Below are 15,103 nucleotides of genomic sequence, written 5' to 3'. Positions count from 1 at the left end.
GGCACGTTCGACGTCAGGCCAGCGCCTTGTACGGCACGTGCAACCGCTCCCTCGTCCGCCGGTACGCCCGCCAGCCCCGGGTCCTGAACCCCTCGGGGAACGGCGCCACCGGCGCCCCGGCTCCCCTCGTCCACTCCCGGAACAGCTCCCGGCCCGTGTCGGCCCGCACCATCAGCCGGGCGAAGCGCCACGGATCGTCACCCGCCGAACTGAACGCGTCGCGCACCGCCGCCGACGACGTCCACCCGGCCGCGCGCACCTGCGCGCGCACCGCGCGGCTCGAATACCCGTGCGGGTACGCGAACGCCGTCACCGAATGCCCCAGGACGTCCTCCAACTCCCGCCCGCACCCCGCCACTTCCTCGCGCATCCGGCCGGACCGGAGGACGTCGAGCTGCGGGTGCGTCCGGGTGTGCCCGCCGATCTCCACCCCGGCCGCGTCGATTTCCGCGAGCTGGTCCCGGCTCAGCATCCGCGACCCCGGCGGGAACGGCCCGCCCGCCCGGCCGTCGGCCAGGCCACCGGTGGTGACGTACAGCGTCGCCGGCATCCCCCACCGGGCGAGCAGCGGCAGCACGGTCGCCCGGAAGTCCGCGAACCCGTCGTCGAACGTCAGCACCGCCGCCCGCTCCGGCAGCGGCGCGCCACCGCGCTGCGCGGCCACCAGCGCCCGCAGCGGCACGACCCGCAGACCGCTGTCGGCGATCAGCCCCAGCTGCTCCGCGAACGTCCGCGGGCTCACCGTGAACGGCGCGATCCACGAGGGCGGGTCGACCGCCACCGAGTGGTACAGGAACACCGGCACGGCGGCCACGGACCCGTCCAGCCCGGCGGGCCCGGCGGCCACCACCCCCTTCCGGCGCCCCGGCACGGCGGCCACGGGCCCCGACCGGCCGCCCGGCACGGCAGCCACCCGTCCCCCCGGGCCGCCCCACGCGGCGGTCGTACGGTCTTCCCGGTCGCCCGGCGCGGGAGTCACACGCGCCTCCCCAGCCCCTGGTCCGGCGGGCGGACGCCCCGTCCTGTCCCCCGGCGCCGCGTTCATGGCCGCCCCCTGCCCGCCGCGGCCGGCCGGGGCACCGACGACCGCGCCCGCGGGCCGGCGGCCGGCCGGGGACCGGCGTCGGGGGCGGGGCGGTGGGCGCGGCCCACCGCGTAGCCGGCGACGGTGGCCCCGACGCCTCCGGCGAGCGCGCCGGCCGTGCGCAGGCCGGCCGTGCGGCCGGGCCGCAGGGCTCGGGCGACGGCACGGGGGATGGTGGAGCGGAGGTAGGCGCGTTCGCTGGCGAGGGCGGCGTGGGTGCCGCCGAGCCGGGCGACCTGCGCCTTGGAGAGGCCTTCCGCGTAGCAGCGGGAGACGAAGTACGCCCAGGTGGCGCGGGCGGCGGGCACCCGGTGGCGGACGGCGGCGGCGGGCTCGTGGAGCAGGACGGAGCCGGGGCGGCGGGCCGCGATGCGCAGGCAGAGCTCGGTCTCCTCGCAGCCCAGCGGCCGGGTGCCGACGCGGCCCAGGTCGGCGCGGAAGCCTCCGGCGGCGACGACCTCGGCGCGGCGGAAGGACATGTTGGCGCCGATGAAGTTCCGTACGGGCGCGAGGTGCCGGGGCAGGCCCCGGTACGAGCAGCCGACGACCCAGTCGAACTCGGGCGGGAACCACGCCGGCCGCCGGGTGGCCCACCACGGCCGGACCAGGCCGCCGACGCCCGCGACGTCGGGGTCGGCGTACCGGGCGAGGAGCCCCTCGGACCAGTCGGGTTCGGCGGCCGCGTCGTCGTCGAGGAAGGCGACGACCTCGCAACGGGCGGCCTCGACGCCGGTGTTGCGGCCGTCCGACAGTCCCTGACGGCCGGCGTTCGCGAGGACCCGCACCCCGGTGAAGGCGGTGGACGCCCGCTCGTACAGCTCGGGGCAGTGGTCGACGACGAGGACGACCTCGTCCACGGGGTGCCGCTGGGCGCGCAGCGACCCGATCGCCGCCCGCAGGTCGTCCCACCGGTCGAGGGTGTAGGCGCAGACGACGACGGTCACGCTCGGCAGGGTGTTCACGAGGACCTCCCGGGTTCTGCCGTGAGCCAGCGGGAACGCCAGATCAGCAGGGGTGCGGCGAGCAGGGACGTGGTCACCACCCAGGCGATGCCGGCCCCGGTGATCCCCACGACCGGCAGGAGCAGCTTGGTGAGCCCGAGCACCAGCGCGCATTCGGCGATCTGCAGTCCGACCGCCCAGCGCAGCCGCCGCCGGGCCCGCGCGGCGTCGATGGCGATGCCGACGACGACGTTCGGCAGCGCGGCCAGGGCGAAGAGGCGGAGCAGCGTGGTCGCGTGCTCGGCGTACTCCGCTCCGAAGAGGGAGAGGATCTGCGGTGCGAGCGCCACGACGAGGACGACCGCGGACCCGAGCAGCAGGACCGCGTGGCGCAGTACCGTCTGCGCGTGCTCGACCAGCCGGCCCGGACTCCGCACGGCCTCCACCACCAGGGAGCTTCCCAGGTTGCGGGCCACGAGGAAGAGCACGTAGCCCACGCTGAAGGCGAGGGAGAAGTACGCGCTCTGCTCGGCGCCCAGGTTGTTCAGGACGATCAGCGGGACCAGGGCGTACGCCGCCATCCGGAACAGTGAGCCGAAGTAGTCGGCGGCCGCGTACCGCAGCGCCCGCTCCGGGCGCTCCGACGCCTCCGACGTCCGTACGTGGCGGGGCACGGCCCGGCGCAGCAGCACGTAGTTGGTGACGACGAGGGACACCGCGAGCGCGCCCGCCCAGGACAGCAGGATGCCGGACCGCAGCGCCAGCACCGCCCCCACGCCCAGCAGCCCGATCTTCACGCAGGCGAAGACCATGTTCTCGGCCACCACCCAGCCGGGTCGCCGGACCGCGGTCAGCGCGCCGTCCTGCATCACGAACACCGCGTATCCGGCGGTGGCCGCGACGAAGCAGCCGGCGGTCACCGGGGTGAGGAGGAAGTCCAGGTCGGGGGCGATCACGGGCACGAGCAGCAGGAACCCGAGGGCCGCCAGGGTGCTGACGGCGGCGCTCAGGGCGTAGCAGGTGAGGATCAGCCGCCGCGTGTGGTGTCCGGCGGAGGGCACGAACCGGACGAGGAAGTCCGCCAGGTTGAGCTGGCCGACGCCCGCGAGCAGCAGGGCCATGGAGAGGGCGGAGTAGTTGACGCCCACGACCTCGTCGTCGTACCAGTGCGCGGCGAGGATCCAGAAGACGGACCCCAGGCCGGCGCTCACGAGCGAACTCACCGCGAGCAGGTGCCCGTTGCGCAGCAGCGGGTCCCGGGAGAGCAGCGACCCTGCGCCGGACCGCAGCACCGCCCCGAACGAGCGCCGCCCGTCAGGGGCGGGCCCGTCCCCTCCGTCCGCCTGCGACGTCCGCTCGTGGCGCGGGACCGGGGCGGTGCGGGTGGCACGGAACGCGGACACCTCGGGTCCCCGCCGTGGCTGCTGCACGGTCATCGTCTTCCGCCCCGCCTCTGTGGGCCGGGCCGGGCGCGGACGGCCCCGCCGCGCCCCACGCGGGCGCGACCGTCGGAGCCGGGGGGCCAGGGGGTGTGGGCGCCCGGGCCGTGTGCGGCCCGTCGGCGCAGCCGCCGCTCGTCACGCCGGCTGCGCAGGTAGCCGAACGGCCCGTAGAGCAGGCCGCGCAGCTCCAGCTGGGCGATCCGGGACGCGGCGGCCCTCGCCGCCGCATCGGCCCCGGCGTCCGACCCGGCCTCCGACCCGGCGGCGGGTCCCGCGCCCGCCCCGGCGCCACCTACGGCGCCAGGTCCGGTGTCGGGTCCGGTGTCACGTCCGGTGTCACGTCCGGCTCGTTCCCGGCTCCTGGCCAGCGCGTACCGCACGCCGCCCGGCAGCCGTCGCAGCAGCGCGGGCAGCATGCGCGGTTCGTGGACGAGCGCCCCGGCGAGGTAGGCGCCGAAGCCGGCGCCGTAGCCGAATGCCTGCGCTTCGAGCGCCTCGGGGGTGCGACGGTGGCGGTGCCAGACGATCGCGGCGGGCTCGTAGGCGAGGGAGCGGCCCCGGGCGAGGACCCGGAAGAACGACAGCAGGTCGTCGCCGCCGTGCGCGGGGGTGCCCACGCCGGTGGCGGGGTCGAAACCGCCGAGCTCGCGCAGCAGGTCCGTACGGAAGGCCATGTTCGCGCCGGAGCCGAACCGGCCCGCCGTGAACGGGAACAGCGGGTCCGCCGGCGGGGCGCGCAGCGACCAGGTCCGCGGGGCGTACCCCTTCGCGAACGCGCCGTGCCGCTCCAGGGCGACCTGCGCCTCGGTGTCCAGCTCGGCGGGGACGATCAGGCCGGTGACGCAGCCGGTCCGGGCGTCGGCCAGGAAGGGCGCGGCGAGCGCGGTCAGCCAGCCGGGGTCGACGAGCGTGTCGTCGTCCGTGAAGGCGGCGATGCGGCCCCGGGCCGCGGCCAGCCCCCGGTTGTGCGCCCGGGCGAGGCCGGGCACCGGCTCGCGCAGGTAGCGGACGACGGGCCGCTGCTTCCGTACGGCTCCGTCGCCGTCGCGGAGCGGACCGTACTCCCGCCGGATCAGTTCCTCGGTGGATCCGTCCGCCGGGGCGTTGTCCACCACGATGACCTCGAACCGCGGGTACGTGAGCGCGAGCAGCGAGTCCAGGCAGTCCCTGAGCATCCCGGCGCGGTTCCGCGTCGCGACGATCACGCTGATCTCCGGGGCCGGGGCGACGCCGGTCCTGGAGCGCGGGCCCGGTGACGAAGCGGCCGCGGGAAGACCTCCGGCGCCCGGATCCGAGGCGGCGACCGCGGGAGCAGCCCGTGGGCCCGGATCGGCGACGTCCGCGGCGGGGAAGTCGCGCAGGGCCGCGTCCGCGAGCGCCTGCCACAGTTCCCCGGGTCCGTGTCCGGACGCCTCGGCCATCCCCAGGGGGCGGCCGTGCAGGCGTACGAGGCCCAGTGCGCGGCCCGACGGCCCGATCCGCACCCGGCCTCCGGGGCGCCGGAAGGCGCCCGGCTCGGCGAGGTCGATGTCCACGACGGGCATCGGGACGGACAGCCCGGGCGGGGCCGGGGTCACGACGCGCTCCGCTCCCGTGGGGCGGGCGCCGTCATGGCGCCGGGTCGCTCGGACAGGAGGGTGCGGAGCACGCGTCGCCCGTCGGAGATCGCGTGCAGGTTGGAGCGTCCGTTGCGCCGGGGGAGTTCGAGGCTCGGGACCTCGGCGATCCGGAGTCCGGAGCGCAGGGCGTGCACGATCATCTCGGTCTCGATCTCGAAGCCGGTGGCGTGCAGGTCGAGCTGGTCGAGGAAGGTGCGGCGGAAGGCGCAGAAGCCGTAGCAGAGGTCGGTGAGCGTGGCGTCGTAGAGCCGGTTCACGAGGGCGAGCAGGGCGTGGTTGCCGAGCCTGCGGAAGCGGGTGATGTCGAGGGAGCCGCCGCCTTCGACGAAGCGGGAGCCCTTGACGAAGTCGTACCCGTTCTCCAGGAAGTGCACGAAGTGCGGGATCTCGGCGGGGGACATGCTGCCGTCGGCGTCCATCATGACGATGTAGTCGCCGCGTGCCGCGAGGAAGCCGGTGCGCAGCGCGTTCCCCTTGCCCTTCCCGCTCTGCGGGATGCTGCGGACCGTGGGCAGGATCTGGGTCGCGACGCGGACGGTGGCGTCGTGGGAGTCGCCGTCGATGAGGAGGACCTCGCCGACGCAGTCCGGGATCTGTTCGAACACCCAGGGGATGTTGCGCGCCTCGTTGAGCGCCGGGACCACGAGGCTCACCGCGAGCCGGGTCGGCGCCCTGTCCTCGGCGCGCCGCATCGGGTGCGGGGGCGGGTCGGTGGAGCGGTGGATGGGGTGGTCGTCGGGCCGTGAGCCGGTGCTCTGCGGCAGGGTCGGGTGAGTGGTCATGATGGCTCCGGATCGAATCGGTGCACGGTCGTGCCGTGCTGCGGAGGCCGTCCGCCGGACGTGGTGACCGGCGGGTTTCACCCTGCCGATTGCACCGTACGTTTACGACGTATATGTACACTTTATCCCTGGATGTTCATCGGTCAAGGCGAGGCGCTCGCACGGCGAACGCGGGCACGCCCCTCACCGGGACCGCACGGCGAAGGCGGGCACATGCCGATCGAGAAGGACCCCGCGCGGGGGCGCCGGGCACCGGCCCGCCGCGCCGGCGACCACGGCCGCTACGGCCGGCTGAGCCGGGAGCGCGTGCTCGCCACCGCCCTGGATCTGGTCGACCGCGAGGGGCTGTCCGCCCTGAGCATGCGCCGGACCGGCGCCGAGCTCGGCGTGGAGGCCATGGCGCTGTACCGGTACGCGGCGGGGAAGGACGCGCTGCTCGACGGCCTGGTCGAGGCCCTCTACACGGAACTGGAGGAACGGCTCGCCGCCTCCCCCGAGGCACCCGAATGGCGGGACGAGCTCCACCGGATCGCCGCCGAGACCTACGGGGTCGCCTTCGCCCACCCCCACGTGGCCCCGCTCCTGGCCACCCGCATGCTGGCGGTCCCGCTCGCCCGCCGCCCGCTCGCCGTGCTCCGGGGCCACGAGCGCATCCTGACCCTGCTCGGCCGGGCGGGCCTCGACGAGGACGCCACCGTCATGGCCTTCCGGGCCGTCACCAGCTGGGTCCTCGGCTACGTCCTGGGCGACCTGCGCGCGATGGTCGACAACCCCGACGAGCCCGACCCGGCGTTCCGCCTCGGTCTCCACCGCATGCCGGCCCGCGAGCTCCCCCGCCTCCGCGGCGCCGCCCCGGTCCTCGCCCGCCACGGCGGCCCGGCCGGCCTGGCCGTCGGCCTCGACGCCCTCCTCGACGGCTTCGCCCCCGGCCCCTGAAGCGCGGGCCGGGGGCGTCAGGGGCCCGCCGTCAGATCGAGAGGCCCCGCACCAGCAGGTCGAGCAGCGCGCAGACGAACAGGCTGATCCCGATGAACCCGTTCGTCGTGAAGAACGCCCGGTTCAGCCGCGACAGGTCGTGCGGCTTCACGATCGAGTGCTCGTACCCGAAGGCCGCCACCACGATCACGAGACCGATCCAGAAGAACGTCCCGGCGTCCGTGGCCAGCGCGTACCAGACGAGCAGCCCCGTCGTCACGACCGCCGACGCCCGGGCGCCCCACAGCGCCGCCGGCACCCCGAACCGCGCCGGCACCGACATCACGCCGTGCGCCCGGTCGGCCTGCACGTCCTGGCAGGCGAAGATCAGATCGAACCCGCCGATCCACACGCCCACCGCGAGCCCGAGGATCACCGCGTCCCACGACCACTCGCCGGTCACGGCGAGCCACGCCCCGATCGGCCCGATCGCCTGCGCGAGGCCGAGGATCGCGTGCGGGAAGTTCGTGAACCGCTTCCCGTACGGGTAGACGACCATCGGGATCACCGCCAGCGGCGCCAGCGCCAGGCACAGCGGATTGAGCAGCGCGGCCGCCCCCAGGAACACCACGACGGCGATCCCGGCCCCGACCCACGCCGACCGCACGGACACCGCGCCGGTGACCAGCTCGCGGTTGGCCGTCCGCGGGTTCCGCGCGTCGATCTCCCGGTCGATGATCCGGTTGCAGGCCATCGCGAACGTCCGCAGCCCCACCATGCACACCGTCACCAGGAACAGCGTCCACCAGTGGATGTTCCGGTCGAGCTGGAACATCGCGGTGAGCGAGGCGATGTACGCGAAGGGCAGCGCGAAGATCGAGTGCTCGATCATCACGAGGCGGAGGAAGGCCTTCACCTTGCCGCCGGCCTCGGGCGCGGGCCCCTGGCCGAGGACGCCTTCGGCGGCCGATGTCATACGAGGGACCTCCGGAACTCTTCGATGCGACCGGCCAGCTCCACCCGGTCGGCCGGGCCGATCTCCAGGTCGAGGTGGACGACCGCGTCGTGACCGTTGGGCGTGAGCCGGACGAGGAACGCGAGCCCGTCGCCCGCCGGGACCGACTGGAGCGTCAGCGGGTTGCTCCGGGCCTCCGTGACCACGAGACGGAACGACCCGCCGTCGATCACCCGGTTCCACAGCGCGTCCGTGAACGCGGCGACCTCGTCCGGGTCCAGGTAGGCGCCGAAACCGGCCGAGAACACGTCGTCCCAGTCCGCCGTCACCCGCCAGCCCTCGGCGGAACCCGGGTCGTGCGCCAGCGCGACCCAGGCGGCGTCGTCGCCGATCCGGAGCTCCGGGCTCACAGCCCGTACTCCTTCCAGCGGCGGTCCACCAGGGCCGCCGTCGCCGGGTCGGACTCGACCATGTCGGGCCAGCCGCCGTCGCGGGTGTAGCCCTCCTCGGGGAGCTTCTTGGTGGCGTCGATGCCGGCCTTGCCGCCCCAGAACTGCTGGTAGGAGGCGTGGTCGAGGTGGTCGACCGGGCCTTCCACGACCGTCAGGTCGCGGGCGTAGTCGGTGTTGCCGAGGGCGCGCCAGGAGACCTCGTGGAGGTCGTGGACGTCGCAGTCCTTGTCGACGACGATGATCAGCTTGGTCAGCGACATCATGTGGGCGCCCCAGATGGCGTGCATGACCTTCTGGGCGTGCTTCGGGTACTTCTTGTCGATCGAGACGATCGCGCAGTTGTGGAAGCCGCCCGACTCCGGCAGGTGGTAGTCGACGATGTCCGGCACGATGATCTTGAGCAGGGGCAGGAAGAACCGCTCCGTGGCCCGCCCCAGCGGCCCGTCCTCGGTCGGCGGCCGGCCGACGACGATCGACTGGAGCAGCGGGCGCTTCCGCATCGTGATGCAGTCGATCTTCAGCGCGGGGAACGGCTCCTGCGGCGTGTAGAAGCCGGTGTGGTCGCCGAAGGGCCCCTCCGGCAGCGTCTCGCCGGGCTCGAGCCAGCCCTCGACGACGACCTCGGCGTGGGCCGGGACCTGGAGCGGGACGGTCTTGCAGTCGACCATCTCGATCCGCTTGCCCTGCACGAAGCCGGCGAACAGGTACTCGTCGATGTCGCCGGGCAGCGGGGCCGTCGAGGCGTACGTGACGGCCGGCGGGCAGCCGAAGGCGATGGCGACCGGCAGCCGCTCGCCCTTGGCCGCGGCCACCGCGTAGTGGTTCCGGCTGTCCTTGTGGATCTGCCAGTGCATGCCGATGGTGCGCTTGTCGTGCCGCTGGAGCCGGTAGAGCCCCAGGTTTCGCACGCCGGTCTCGGGGTGCTTGGTGTGGGTGAGGCCCAGGTTGAAGAAGGACCCGCCGTCCTTCGGCCAGGTGAAGAGCGCCGGCAGCTTGTCGAGGTCGACGTCGTCGCCGGTGAGCACGACCTCCTGCACGGGGGCCGCCTCGGACTTCACCTTCTTCGGCGGCACGTGGACCATCGAGCCGAGCTTCCCGAAGGCCTCGCGGACGCCGACGAAACCGTGCGGGAGCTCGGGCTTCAGCAGCCCGCCGATCTTCTCGCTGATCTCGCCGTACGACTTGAGGCCGAGCGCCTTGAGCAGTCGCCGGTCCGTCCCGAAGACGTTCATCGCGAGCGGCATGGCGGAGCCCTTGACGTTCTCGAAGAGGAGCGCCGGGCCTCCCGCCTTGTTCACGCGGTCGACGATCTCCCCGACCTCCAGGTACGGGTCGACTTCGGCCTTGATGCGCTTGAGGTCGCCTTCGCGTTCCAGGGCCCTGAGCAGCGAGCGGAGATCGTCGTAAGCCATAGGGGCCAGTATCCGCCACGGGCTAGGCTTGGCTCGTCACCGGGGCCGTCGCAACACGCCCCGCCGCTGCTTCCAGGGGGCTGTCCCACATGCTCAGGGCACTGATGTACATCCTGCCGCTGGCACTGACGATCTACGCCTTCATCGACTGCCTCAACACCCCCGAGGACGAGGCCAAGCACCTCCCCAAGGTCGTCTGGGTCATCATCATCCTGCTCTTCTGGATCGTCGGTCCGATCGTCTGGTTCGCCGCCGGCAAGATGCGCCACGCGCCCGCCGGGGGCCGTACGCCCTCCGAGTGGCACCGCAACCACCGCCAGGAGTGGGTCGCCCCCGACGACAACCCCGACTTCCTCAAGTCCCTCCGCGAGGAGAACAAGAAGGACGAGTCCCTCCTCAAGGACTGGGAGGCCGACCTCCGCCGCCGCGAGGAAGAACTGAAGAAGCGCGAGCGCGGCGAGGACACGGACGGCTGATGGCACCCCGGCACGGACGGACCGAAGGGGCGGCGCGCTGATGGAGCTGCGGCTCCTGGCCACCTTCGAGAAGGTCGCCGACGTCCTCTCCTTCACCCGGGCCGCCGCCGACCTCGGCTACGCCCAGTCCAGCGTCACCGGCCAGATCCGCTCCCTGGAGTCGTCCCTCGGCGTGGAGCTCTTCGAGCGGCTCGGCAGCCGCATCCGCCTCACCGAGGCCGGTGAGCGGCTCCTCCCGTACGCCCGCCGCATGGCGGACCTCGCGGAGGAGGCCCGTACCGCCGTCGCAGCCACCGGGGAACCCTCGGGTCCGATCGCCGTCGGCACCATGGAGTCCCTCACCTCCTACCGCCTGCCGCCGCTCCTGGAGTACTTCCACCACCGCTACCCCAAGGTCCGGCTCACCCTCCGACCCACCCTCGGCGACGAGACCCGCCAGGCCCTCCGCCAGGGCACCTACGACGTCGGCTTCCTCATGGAGCCCGACACGGAGCACGAGGGCCTGGAGTCCGAGGTCCTCGCCCCCGAGCCCCTCGTCCTCGTCGCGGGCCCGGGCCACCCCCTGGCCGACCGCACGGACCTGACCAGCGCGGACCTCGCCGACGCCCGGCTCGTCGGCACCGAGCCCGGCTGCCCCTACCGCGACCTCTTCGAGCGGGAGCTCCGGGAGTGGGCGCCGCCCTTCATGGAGTTCGGCACCATCGAGGCGACCAAGCGCGGCGTCGCCGCCGGCCTCGGCATCGCCCTCCTCCCCCGGGTGGCCGTCGCCGAGGAGCTCGCCTCCGGCGCCCTGGTCCCCCTGGCCTGGCAGGCCCCCTTCACCCTCTTCACCCAACTCGCGTGGCGGCGGGGGAAGCGGCTTCCCCCGCACGTCCGCCTGTTCGTCGAGCAGGCGCGCCGCCTCGTGTCCGAGCAGACCCCGCCAGCGTGACCTTCAGGCTCGCCAGCACGATCAGCGGGACCCCGAGCGCCTGCACGAGACCGATGTGGTGCCCGTACACCGCCCAGTCGACCCCCATCGCGACCGCCGGGTAGGTGAAGGCGAGCACCGCGATCTTCGCGGTCGGCAGCTTGGCGTACGCGGCGTACATCAGCACGTACATCAGCCCCGTGTGGATCAGCCCGAGCCCCACCAGCCACGCCCATCCCGCCCCGAGCCCCGCCACCGCGCCGAAGTCCGTGAACGGCAGCAGCAGCGGCATCCCCACGAGCACCTGCACCAGCGCGATCAGGTGCGGCCGCACCCCGGTGATCCGCTTCGTCACGAACGTCGACAACGCGTACAGCACCGCCGCCGCGAGCGCGAACCCGATCCCCTTGAGCGACGCCGTGTCCCCCGGCCTCACCCCGGACACCAGCACCAGCCCCACGAAGGCGACGACGAGCCACGCCAGCTTCCCGCCCGGGATCCGCTCCCTCGTGAACACCGCCCCCAGCAGCACCAGGAAGAACGGCTGCGTGTGGTAGACGACGGTCGCGAGCGAGATCGAGCTGGCCTCGTACGCCTCGAACAGGAACACCCAGTTGAAGACGATGAACACCCCGCCGAGCGCCGCCATCCCCAGCTTCCGCGCGGTGAACCCGTGCCCGGTGAAGAACCCCCGCACCAGGCTGTACGCGCCCAGCGCCAGCGCCCCGAAGAGGCACCGGAAGAACACCACCTCGAAGGGCGACGCCCCCGACTCGACGACGAACACGCCGAGGGTGCCCGACAGCACCATGGCGAGGGTCAGTTCGACGGTTCCCCTGGTCTCGTTTCTCATGTCCCCGACGCTACGGAGAGAGCCGGGTACCGGTCCACGAGCCAGTGGGGCGTCCTCCCGATGGGCCCGATCGGCCCGGCCGATGAGCCCCGGAATACCCCCGGGAAAACCGGAGTTGGCACCGGATACCCGACGACACCGGAGCATCAGACATGACCCAGGACAGCCCGCACGGCCCGGACCGCTCGTTCCTCTTCGTCCTCGGCAGCTCCCGCGCCGACGGCAACTCCGAGCTCCTCGCCCGCGCCGCCGCCGCCCACCTCCCCTCGGACGTCCCGCAACGCTGGGTGGACCTGAACGAGCTCCCCCTGTCCGACTTCCAGGACGGCCGCCACGAAGACGCCGACCGCCGCCCCGGCGACACCGAGGAGCTCCTCCGCCGGGCCACCCTGGAAGCCACCGACATCGTCATCGTCTCCCCCCTCTACTGGTACAGCCTCTCCGCCCAGACCAAGCGCTACCTCGACTACTGGTCCGGCTGGCTCAACGTCCCCGGCTCCGACTTCAAGGCCCGCATGGCCGGCCACACCCTCTGGGGCGTCACCGCCATGGCCCACGACGAACACGAAGTCGCCGACGGCCTCGTCACCACCCTCAGCCACTCCGCCGCCTACCTCCACATGCACTTCGGCGGCGTCCTCAAGGGCACCGCCTCCCGCCCCGGCGACATCCACGCCGACGAACAGGCCCTCATCCACGCCAAGACCTTCTTCCAGCGCCCGACCCCCCTCGCCCGCTTCCCCTACGAGGAGGCCGACGCGGCCGCGTGAGGGCCGTGGCACAGGCACCCGCACACCAGGTACCGGACCCCCGGTACGCCGCTGTCGCGCGGTGCGTGGTCGCGGCAGCGGTCGTGGCGGCCGACGACGCAGCGCGGGGAGCGGAACTCCGGCTCGGGCGGGGCCGCGAGGGCACGGGCCAGCAGGGAGACGGTCACCGCGTCCGCGATCTCGGGCGTCACCCACCATCCGTCGCCCGCGCGGTCGCGGTGCGGGCCGTCGTGCGCCACCGCGAGTACGCAGACCGAGCCGCCCCACACCGGACGCACGACCTCGGCCACGTCGAGCACGGACCGTCGTGCCCCGCAGCGGCTCATCGGGTGCTCCCGGCATGGATGTTGCGGTGGTCGACGTCGAGGCCGACGGTGGCGAGCCACAGCGTCCGGCGATGCCTGCGTTGGGCCGAGCGCGTGCAGGGGCCGGCGAGGTACGGGCGCACCAGGGGCGAGCGGGCGCCGTCCAGGGGCATCGCCTGTTCCCGGGCGTACGGGGAACGCCGGGCGGGGGCGCGGTGCCGGCGCGGGGCGGCGGCGGGCGGGGCCGGTGGGCGGGGGCGGTGCCTGCCGGTAGGGGGCAGGGCGAGCATGAGAAGCCAGAGGAGGAGCGGGATCCAGGCCCGACCCAGTGCGCGCGCGATAGGGTTCCGCACGTCATCAACTCCCTTATGAGTTGGTGGCCATGCCCCGGGGCCGTTCCAGCGGTCGCCGGGGTTTTCGCTTGCCTGAAAACCTAGCTTGACTACAGTCCTCTGTAGACAAGTGAAGAGAGATCCACCCGATCGTGTATATGCCTATCGCTCTACATTGGACACATGAGCGATAACTCCGCACCGAGCGGCCCCCTGGACCCCCAGAGCGCCACCCCGCTCTACATCCAGCTGGCCGAGATCATCGGCAAGCAGATCGCCTCTGGTGCTCTCGCCCCCGACCGCCCCATCCCCTCCGAGAACCGTCTGGCCGAGGAGTACGGCGTAGCCCGGCTCACCGCCCGGCGCGCCACCCAGGAGCTGCGGGACCGCGGGCTCGTAATCACCGTGCGCGGCAAGGGCTCCTACGTCACCCCCACCGCCGGGACGTGACGTAGGCGGTCCACCGGGGAACAGTCCCCACATGGACCAGGAACAAGCACGGCGATGGCTCGCCACCGCGCTCGACGAGGCCCGCACGGGGCTCGCGGAGGGCGGGATCCCGATCGGGGCCGCCCTGTACGGCGCCGACGGCAGCCTGCTCGGGCGCGGGCACAACCGGCGGGTGCAGGACGGGGACCCGTCGGCGCACGGGGAGACCGCCGCGTTCCGGGCGGCCGGGCGGCAGCGCTCGTACCGGGGGACGACGATGGTGACGACGCTGTCGCCGTGCTGGTACTGCTCGGGGCTGGTGCGGCAGTTCGGGATCTCGCGGGTGGTCGTCGGGGAGGCGGAGACGTTCCACGGCGGGCACGAGTGGCTGGTGGAGCACGGGGTCGAGGTCGTGGTGCTCGACGATCCCGAATGCGTCGGGTTGATGCGGGAGTTCATCGAGCGGGAGCCCGCGCTGTGGAACGAGGACATCGGCGATGAGTGAAGCGAGCCTGCCCACGATCGATCTCGCCCGCGATCCGGCCCCGCAGCTGCCCGCCGTCGACCGCGCGCTGCGGGAGGCGGGGTTTCTGCTGGTCACCGGGCACGGGGTGGACAGCGGGCTGCGTGCGGAGATCCGGGCGGTCGCGCGCCGCTTCTTCCACCTGCCGGCCGCCACCAAGGAGCCGTACGCCGTGCGGGTCGGGGGGCGGGGGTGGCTGGGGCCCGGCGCGGAGGCGAACGGGTACGCGGAGGGGACGGAGACGCCGCCGGACCTGAAGGAGTCGCTGTCGTTCGCGGCGGAGGAGCCGACGGGGGACGCGGCGGTGGACGCGGAGTGGTTCCTGCCGAACACCTGGCCCGCGGAGGTGCCGGAGCTGAGGCCGCTGGTGGAGCGGTACCTGGCGGAGATGAAGGCGCTGTCGGACCGGGTGCTCGACCTGCTCGGGGAGGCGCTGGGCGAGGAGCGGGACTTCTTCACGCGGCACACGGGGCATCCGACGTTCGGGTTCAACGTGAACTGGTATCCGGGGCGGGAGCGGACGGGTGAGCCGGAGCCGGGGCAGTTCCGGATCGGGCCGCACACGGACTTCGGGACGGTGACCGTCCTGGACCGGGAGGCGGGGAAGGGCGGGCTGCAGGTGTTCACGGACGCCGGGGGGTGGCAGGACGCGCCGTTCGACCCGGCCGCGTTCACGGTGAACATCGGGGATCTGATGGCGGGTTGGACCGGGGGACGGTGGAGGTCGGGGCGGCACAGGGTGCTGCCGCCGCCCGCCGACGCACCGGCGGAGGAGCTGATGTCGCTCGTGTACTTCTACGAGTGCACGCCGGGGACGACGATCCACGGCATCGAGTCGCACGGGTACCTGCGGGCCCAACTGGACGCCATCGCCACGGATTGACCGCGCCCGCGAACCCTCGC

At 73.4% G+C, this 15,103-nt stretch carries 18 protein-coding genes; 7 read left to right on the top strand and 11 right to left on the bottom strand.

The window, feature by feature from the left end; translation table 11 throughout:
• Window positions 1-13 precede the first annotated feature (13 nt).
• The 5 genes from ACFCY7_RS14695 to ACFCY7_RS14675 form a co-directional block, all read right to left on the bottom strand.
• Window positions 14-979, bottom strand: a complete 966-nt coding sequence (locus ACFCY7_RS14695; RefSeq protein WP_376484705.1) for a polysaccharide deacetylase family protein — start codon at window positions 977-979, stop codon at window positions 14-16.
• 62 nt (window positions 980-1,041) lie between these two features.
• Entirely contained in the window at window positions 1,042-2,046 is a 1,005-nt protein-coding gene (locus tag ACFCY7_RS14690) for a glycosyltransferase family 2 protein (RefSeq protein WP_376484704.1), read from the bottom strand.
• Window positions 2,043-3,428: a lipopolysaccharide biosynthesis protein gene (locus ACFCY7_RS14685; protein ID WP_376484701.1), complete on the bottom strand. Its 1,386-nt coding sequence runs from the start codon at window positions 3,426-3,428 to the stop codon at window positions 2,043-2,045. The genes ACFCY7_RS14690 and ACFCY7_RS14685 overlap by 4 nt, the downstream gene beginning before the upstream one ends.
• Before the next feature lie 29 nt (window positions 3,429-3,457).
• On the bottom strand, window positions 3,458-5,044 hold the full coding sequence (locus ACFCY7_RS14680) for a glycosyltransferase (protein WP_376484698.1): 1,587 nt from the start codon (window positions 5,042-5,044) through the stop codon (window positions 3,458-3,460).
• Window positions 5,041-5,868: a glycosyltransferase family 2 protein gene (locus ACFCY7_RS14675; RefSeq protein WP_376484696.1), complete on the bottom strand. Its 828-nt coding sequence runs from the start codon at window positions 5,866-5,868 to the stop codon at window positions 5,041-5,043. Before ACFCY7_RS14675 ends, ACFCY7_RS14680 begins: the two co-directional genes overlap by 4 nt.
• Before the next feature lie 213 nt (window positions 5,869-6,081).
• On the opposite strand from ACFCY7_RS14675, the gene ACFCY7_RS14670 reads away from it, so the two are divergent.
• A complete protein-coding gene (locus ACFCY7_RS14670; protein ID WP_376484695.1) occupies window positions 6,082-6,804 on the top strand; it encodes a TetR/AcrR family transcriptional regulator in 723 nt (240 codons plus the stop codon).
• A gap of 31 nt (window positions 6,805-6,835) precedes the next feature.
• Here ACFCY7_RS14670 and mqnP read toward each other — a convergent pair whose 3' ends face one another.
• Genes mqnP through ACFCY7_RS14655 form a run of 3 tightly spaced genes read right to left on the bottom strand, consistent with a single transcriptional unit; the run spans window position 6,836 to window position 9,602 of the window.
• Window positions 6,836-7,759 (bottom strand): menaquinone biosynthesis prenyltransferase MqnP, encoded by a 924-nt coding sequence (gene mqnP, locus ACFCY7_RS14665; RefSeq protein WP_376484692.1) that lies wholly within the window; start codon window positions 7,757-7,759, stop codon window positions 6,836-6,838.
• Window positions 7,756-8,148 carry a hypothetical protein gene (locus tag ACFCY7_RS14660; RefSeq protein WP_376484691.1) on the bottom strand — a complete coding sequence of 131 codons (393 nt, stop codon included), beginning with the start codon at window positions 8,146-8,148 and terminating at the stop codon, window positions 7,756-7,758. The genes mqnP and ACFCY7_RS14660 overlap by 4 nt, the downstream gene beginning before the upstream one ends.
• Window positions 8,145-9,602, bottom strand: coding sequence for a menaquinone biosynthesis decarboxylase (locus ACFCY7_RS14655; RefSeq protein ID WP_376484688.1), 1,458 nt, complete (start codon window positions 9,600-9,602; stop codon window positions 8,145-8,147). The genes ACFCY7_RS14660 and ACFCY7_RS14655 overlap by 4 nt, the downstream gene beginning before the upstream one ends.
• Before the next feature lie 89 nt (window positions 9,603-9,691).
• Here ACFCY7_RS14655 and ACFCY7_RS14650 point away from each other — a divergent pair, with 89 nt between their 5' ends.
• Both ACFCY7_RS14650 and ACFCY7_RS14645 read left to right on the top strand, forming a co-directional pair.
• A complete protein-coding gene (locus tag ACFCY7_RS14650; protein ID WP_376484685.1) occupies window positions 9,692-10,078 on the top strand; it encodes a PLD nuclease N-terminal domain-containing protein in 387 nt (128 codons plus the stop codon).
• Between the two features lie 40 nt (window positions 10,079-10,118).
• A complete protein-coding gene (locus ACFCY7_RS14645) occupies window positions 10,119-11,009 on the top strand; it encodes a LysR family transcriptional regulator (protein WP_376484683.1) in 891 nt (296 codons plus the stop codon).
• Here the strand turns inward: ACFCY7_RS14645 and ACFCY7_RS14640 are convergent.
• The gene (locus ACFCY7_RS14640; RefSeq protein WP_376484680.1) at window positions 10,906-11,841 is read right to left on the bottom strand and encodes a DMT family transporter; all 936 of its coding nucleotides are present in this window, start codon (window positions 11,839-11,841) and stop codon (window positions 10,906-10,908) included. The two genes, ACFCY7_RS14645 and ACFCY7_RS14640, sit on opposite strands and share 104 nt — an antisense overlap.
• Before the next feature lie 152 nt (window positions 11,842-11,993).
• Between ACFCY7_RS14640 and ACFCY7_RS14635 the strand changes: the two genes are divergently transcribed.
• Window positions 11,994-12,611 (top strand): flavodoxin family protein, encoded by a 618-nt coding sequence (locus ACFCY7_RS14635; RefSeq protein WP_376484679.1) that lies wholly within the window; start codon window positions 11,994-11,996, stop codon window positions 12,609-12,611.
• On the opposite strand, the gene ACFCY7_RS14630 is transcribed toward ACFCY7_RS14635, so the two are convergent.
• Both ACFCY7_RS14630 and ACFCY7_RS14625 read right to left on the bottom strand, forming a co-directional pair.
• Window positions 12,584-12,937: a hypothetical protein gene (locus tag ACFCY7_RS14630; protein ID WP_376484676.1), complete on the bottom strand. Its 354-nt coding sequence runs from the start codon at window positions 12,935-12,937 to the stop codon at window positions 12,584-12,586. The two genes, ACFCY7_RS14635 and ACFCY7_RS14630, sit on opposite strands and share 28 nt — an antisense overlap.
• Window positions 12,934-13,269: a hypothetical protein gene (locus ACFCY7_RS14625; RefSeq protein ID WP_376484674.1), complete on the bottom strand. Its 336-nt coding sequence runs from the start codon at window positions 13,267-13,269 to the stop codon at window positions 12,934-12,936. The genes ACFCY7_RS14630 and ACFCY7_RS14625 overlap by 4 nt, the downstream gene beginning before the upstream one ends.
• Window positions 13,270-13,431: 162 nt before the next feature.
• Between ACFCY7_RS14625 and ACFCY7_RS14620 the strand changes: the two genes are divergently transcribed.
• Genes ACFCY7_RS14620 through ACFCY7_RS14610 form a run of 3 tightly spaced genes read left to right on the top strand, consistent with a single transcriptional unit; the run spans window position 13,432 to window position 15,083 of the window.
• Window positions 13,432-13,698, top strand: a complete 267-nt coding sequence (locus tag ACFCY7_RS14620; protein WP_376484671.1) for a GntR family transcriptional regulator — start codon at window positions 13,432-13,434, stop codon at window positions 13,696-13,698.
• 31 nt (window positions 13,699-13,729) lie between these two features.
• Window positions 13,730-14,182: a nucleoside deaminase gene (locus ACFCY7_RS14615; protein ID WP_376484668.1), complete on the top strand. Its 453-nt coding sequence runs from the start codon at window positions 13,730-13,732 to the stop codon at window positions 14,180-14,182.
• Window positions 14,175-15,083: an isopenicillin N synthase family dioxygenase gene (locus ACFCY7_RS14610; RefSeq protein WP_376484666.1), complete on the top strand. Its 909-nt coding sequence runs from the start codon at window positions 14,175-14,177 to the stop codon at window positions 15,081-15,083. Before ACFCY7_RS14615 ends, ACFCY7_RS14610 begins: the two co-directional genes overlap by 8 nt.
• Window positions 15,084-15,103: the final 20 nt, after the last annotated feature.

Origin of the sequence: Streptomyces sp. NPDC056361 (assembly GCF_042262805.1) — a bacterium.
GTDB lineage: Bacteria > Actinomycetota > Actinomycetes > Streptomycetales > Streptomycetaceae > Streptomyces.
This window is presented reverse-complemented; position numbering and strand designations above follow the sequence as displayed.

Excerpts from the sequence above, each read along its gene's own strand:
- ACFCY7_RS14675 (WP_376484696.1), bottom strand. The coding sequence starts at position 5,868 with ATGACCACTCACCCGACCCTGCCGCAGAGCACCGGCTCACGGCCCGAC.
- ACFCY7_RS14670 (WP_376484695.1), top strand. The coding sequence starts at position 6,082 with ATGCCGATCGAGAAGGACCCCGCGCGGGGGCGCCGGGCACCGGCCCGC.
- mqnP (WP_376484692.1), bottom strand. The coding sequence starts at position 7,759 with ATGACATCGGCCGCCGAAGGCGTCCTCGGCCAGGGGCCCGCGCCCGAG.
- ACFCY7_RS14655 (WP_376484688.1), bottom strand. The coding sequence starts at position 9,602 with ATGGCTTACGACGATCTCCGCTCGCTGCTCAGGGCCCTGGAACGCGAA.
- ACFCY7_RS14650 (WP_376484685.1), top strand. The coding sequence starts at position 9,692 with ATGCTCAGGGCACTGATGTACATCCTGCCGCTGGCACTGACGATCTAC.
- ACFCY7_RS14645 (WP_376484683.1), top strand. The coding sequence starts at position 10,119 with ATGGAGCTGCGGCTCCTGGCCACCTTCGAGAAGGTCGCCGACGTCCTC.
- ACFCY7_RS14640 (WP_376484680.1), bottom strand. The coding sequence starts at position 11,841 with ATGAGAAACGAGACCAGGGGAACCGTCGAACTGACCCTCGCCATGGTG.
- ACFCY7_RS14635 (WP_376484679.1), top strand. The coding sequence starts at position 11,994 with ATGACCCAGGACAGCCCGCACGGCCCGGACCGCTCGTTCCTCTTCGTC.
- ACFCY7_RS14630 (WP_376484676.1), bottom strand. The coding sequence starts at position 12,937 with ATGAGCCGCTGCGGGGCACGACGGTCCGTGCTCGACGTGGCCGAGGTC.
- ACFCY7_RS14620 (WP_376484671.1), top strand. The coding sequence starts at position 13,432 with ATGAGCGATAACTCCGCACCGAGCGGCCCCCTGGACCCCCAGAGCGCC.
- ACFCY7_RS14615 (WP_376484668.1), top strand. The coding sequence starts at position 13,730 with ATGGACCAGGAACAAGCACGGCGATGGCTCGCCACCGCGCTCGACGAG.
- ACFCY7_RS14610 (WP_376484666.1), top strand. The coding sequence starts at position 14,175 with ATGAGTGAAGCGAGCCTGCCCACGATCGATCTCGCCCGCGATCCGGCC.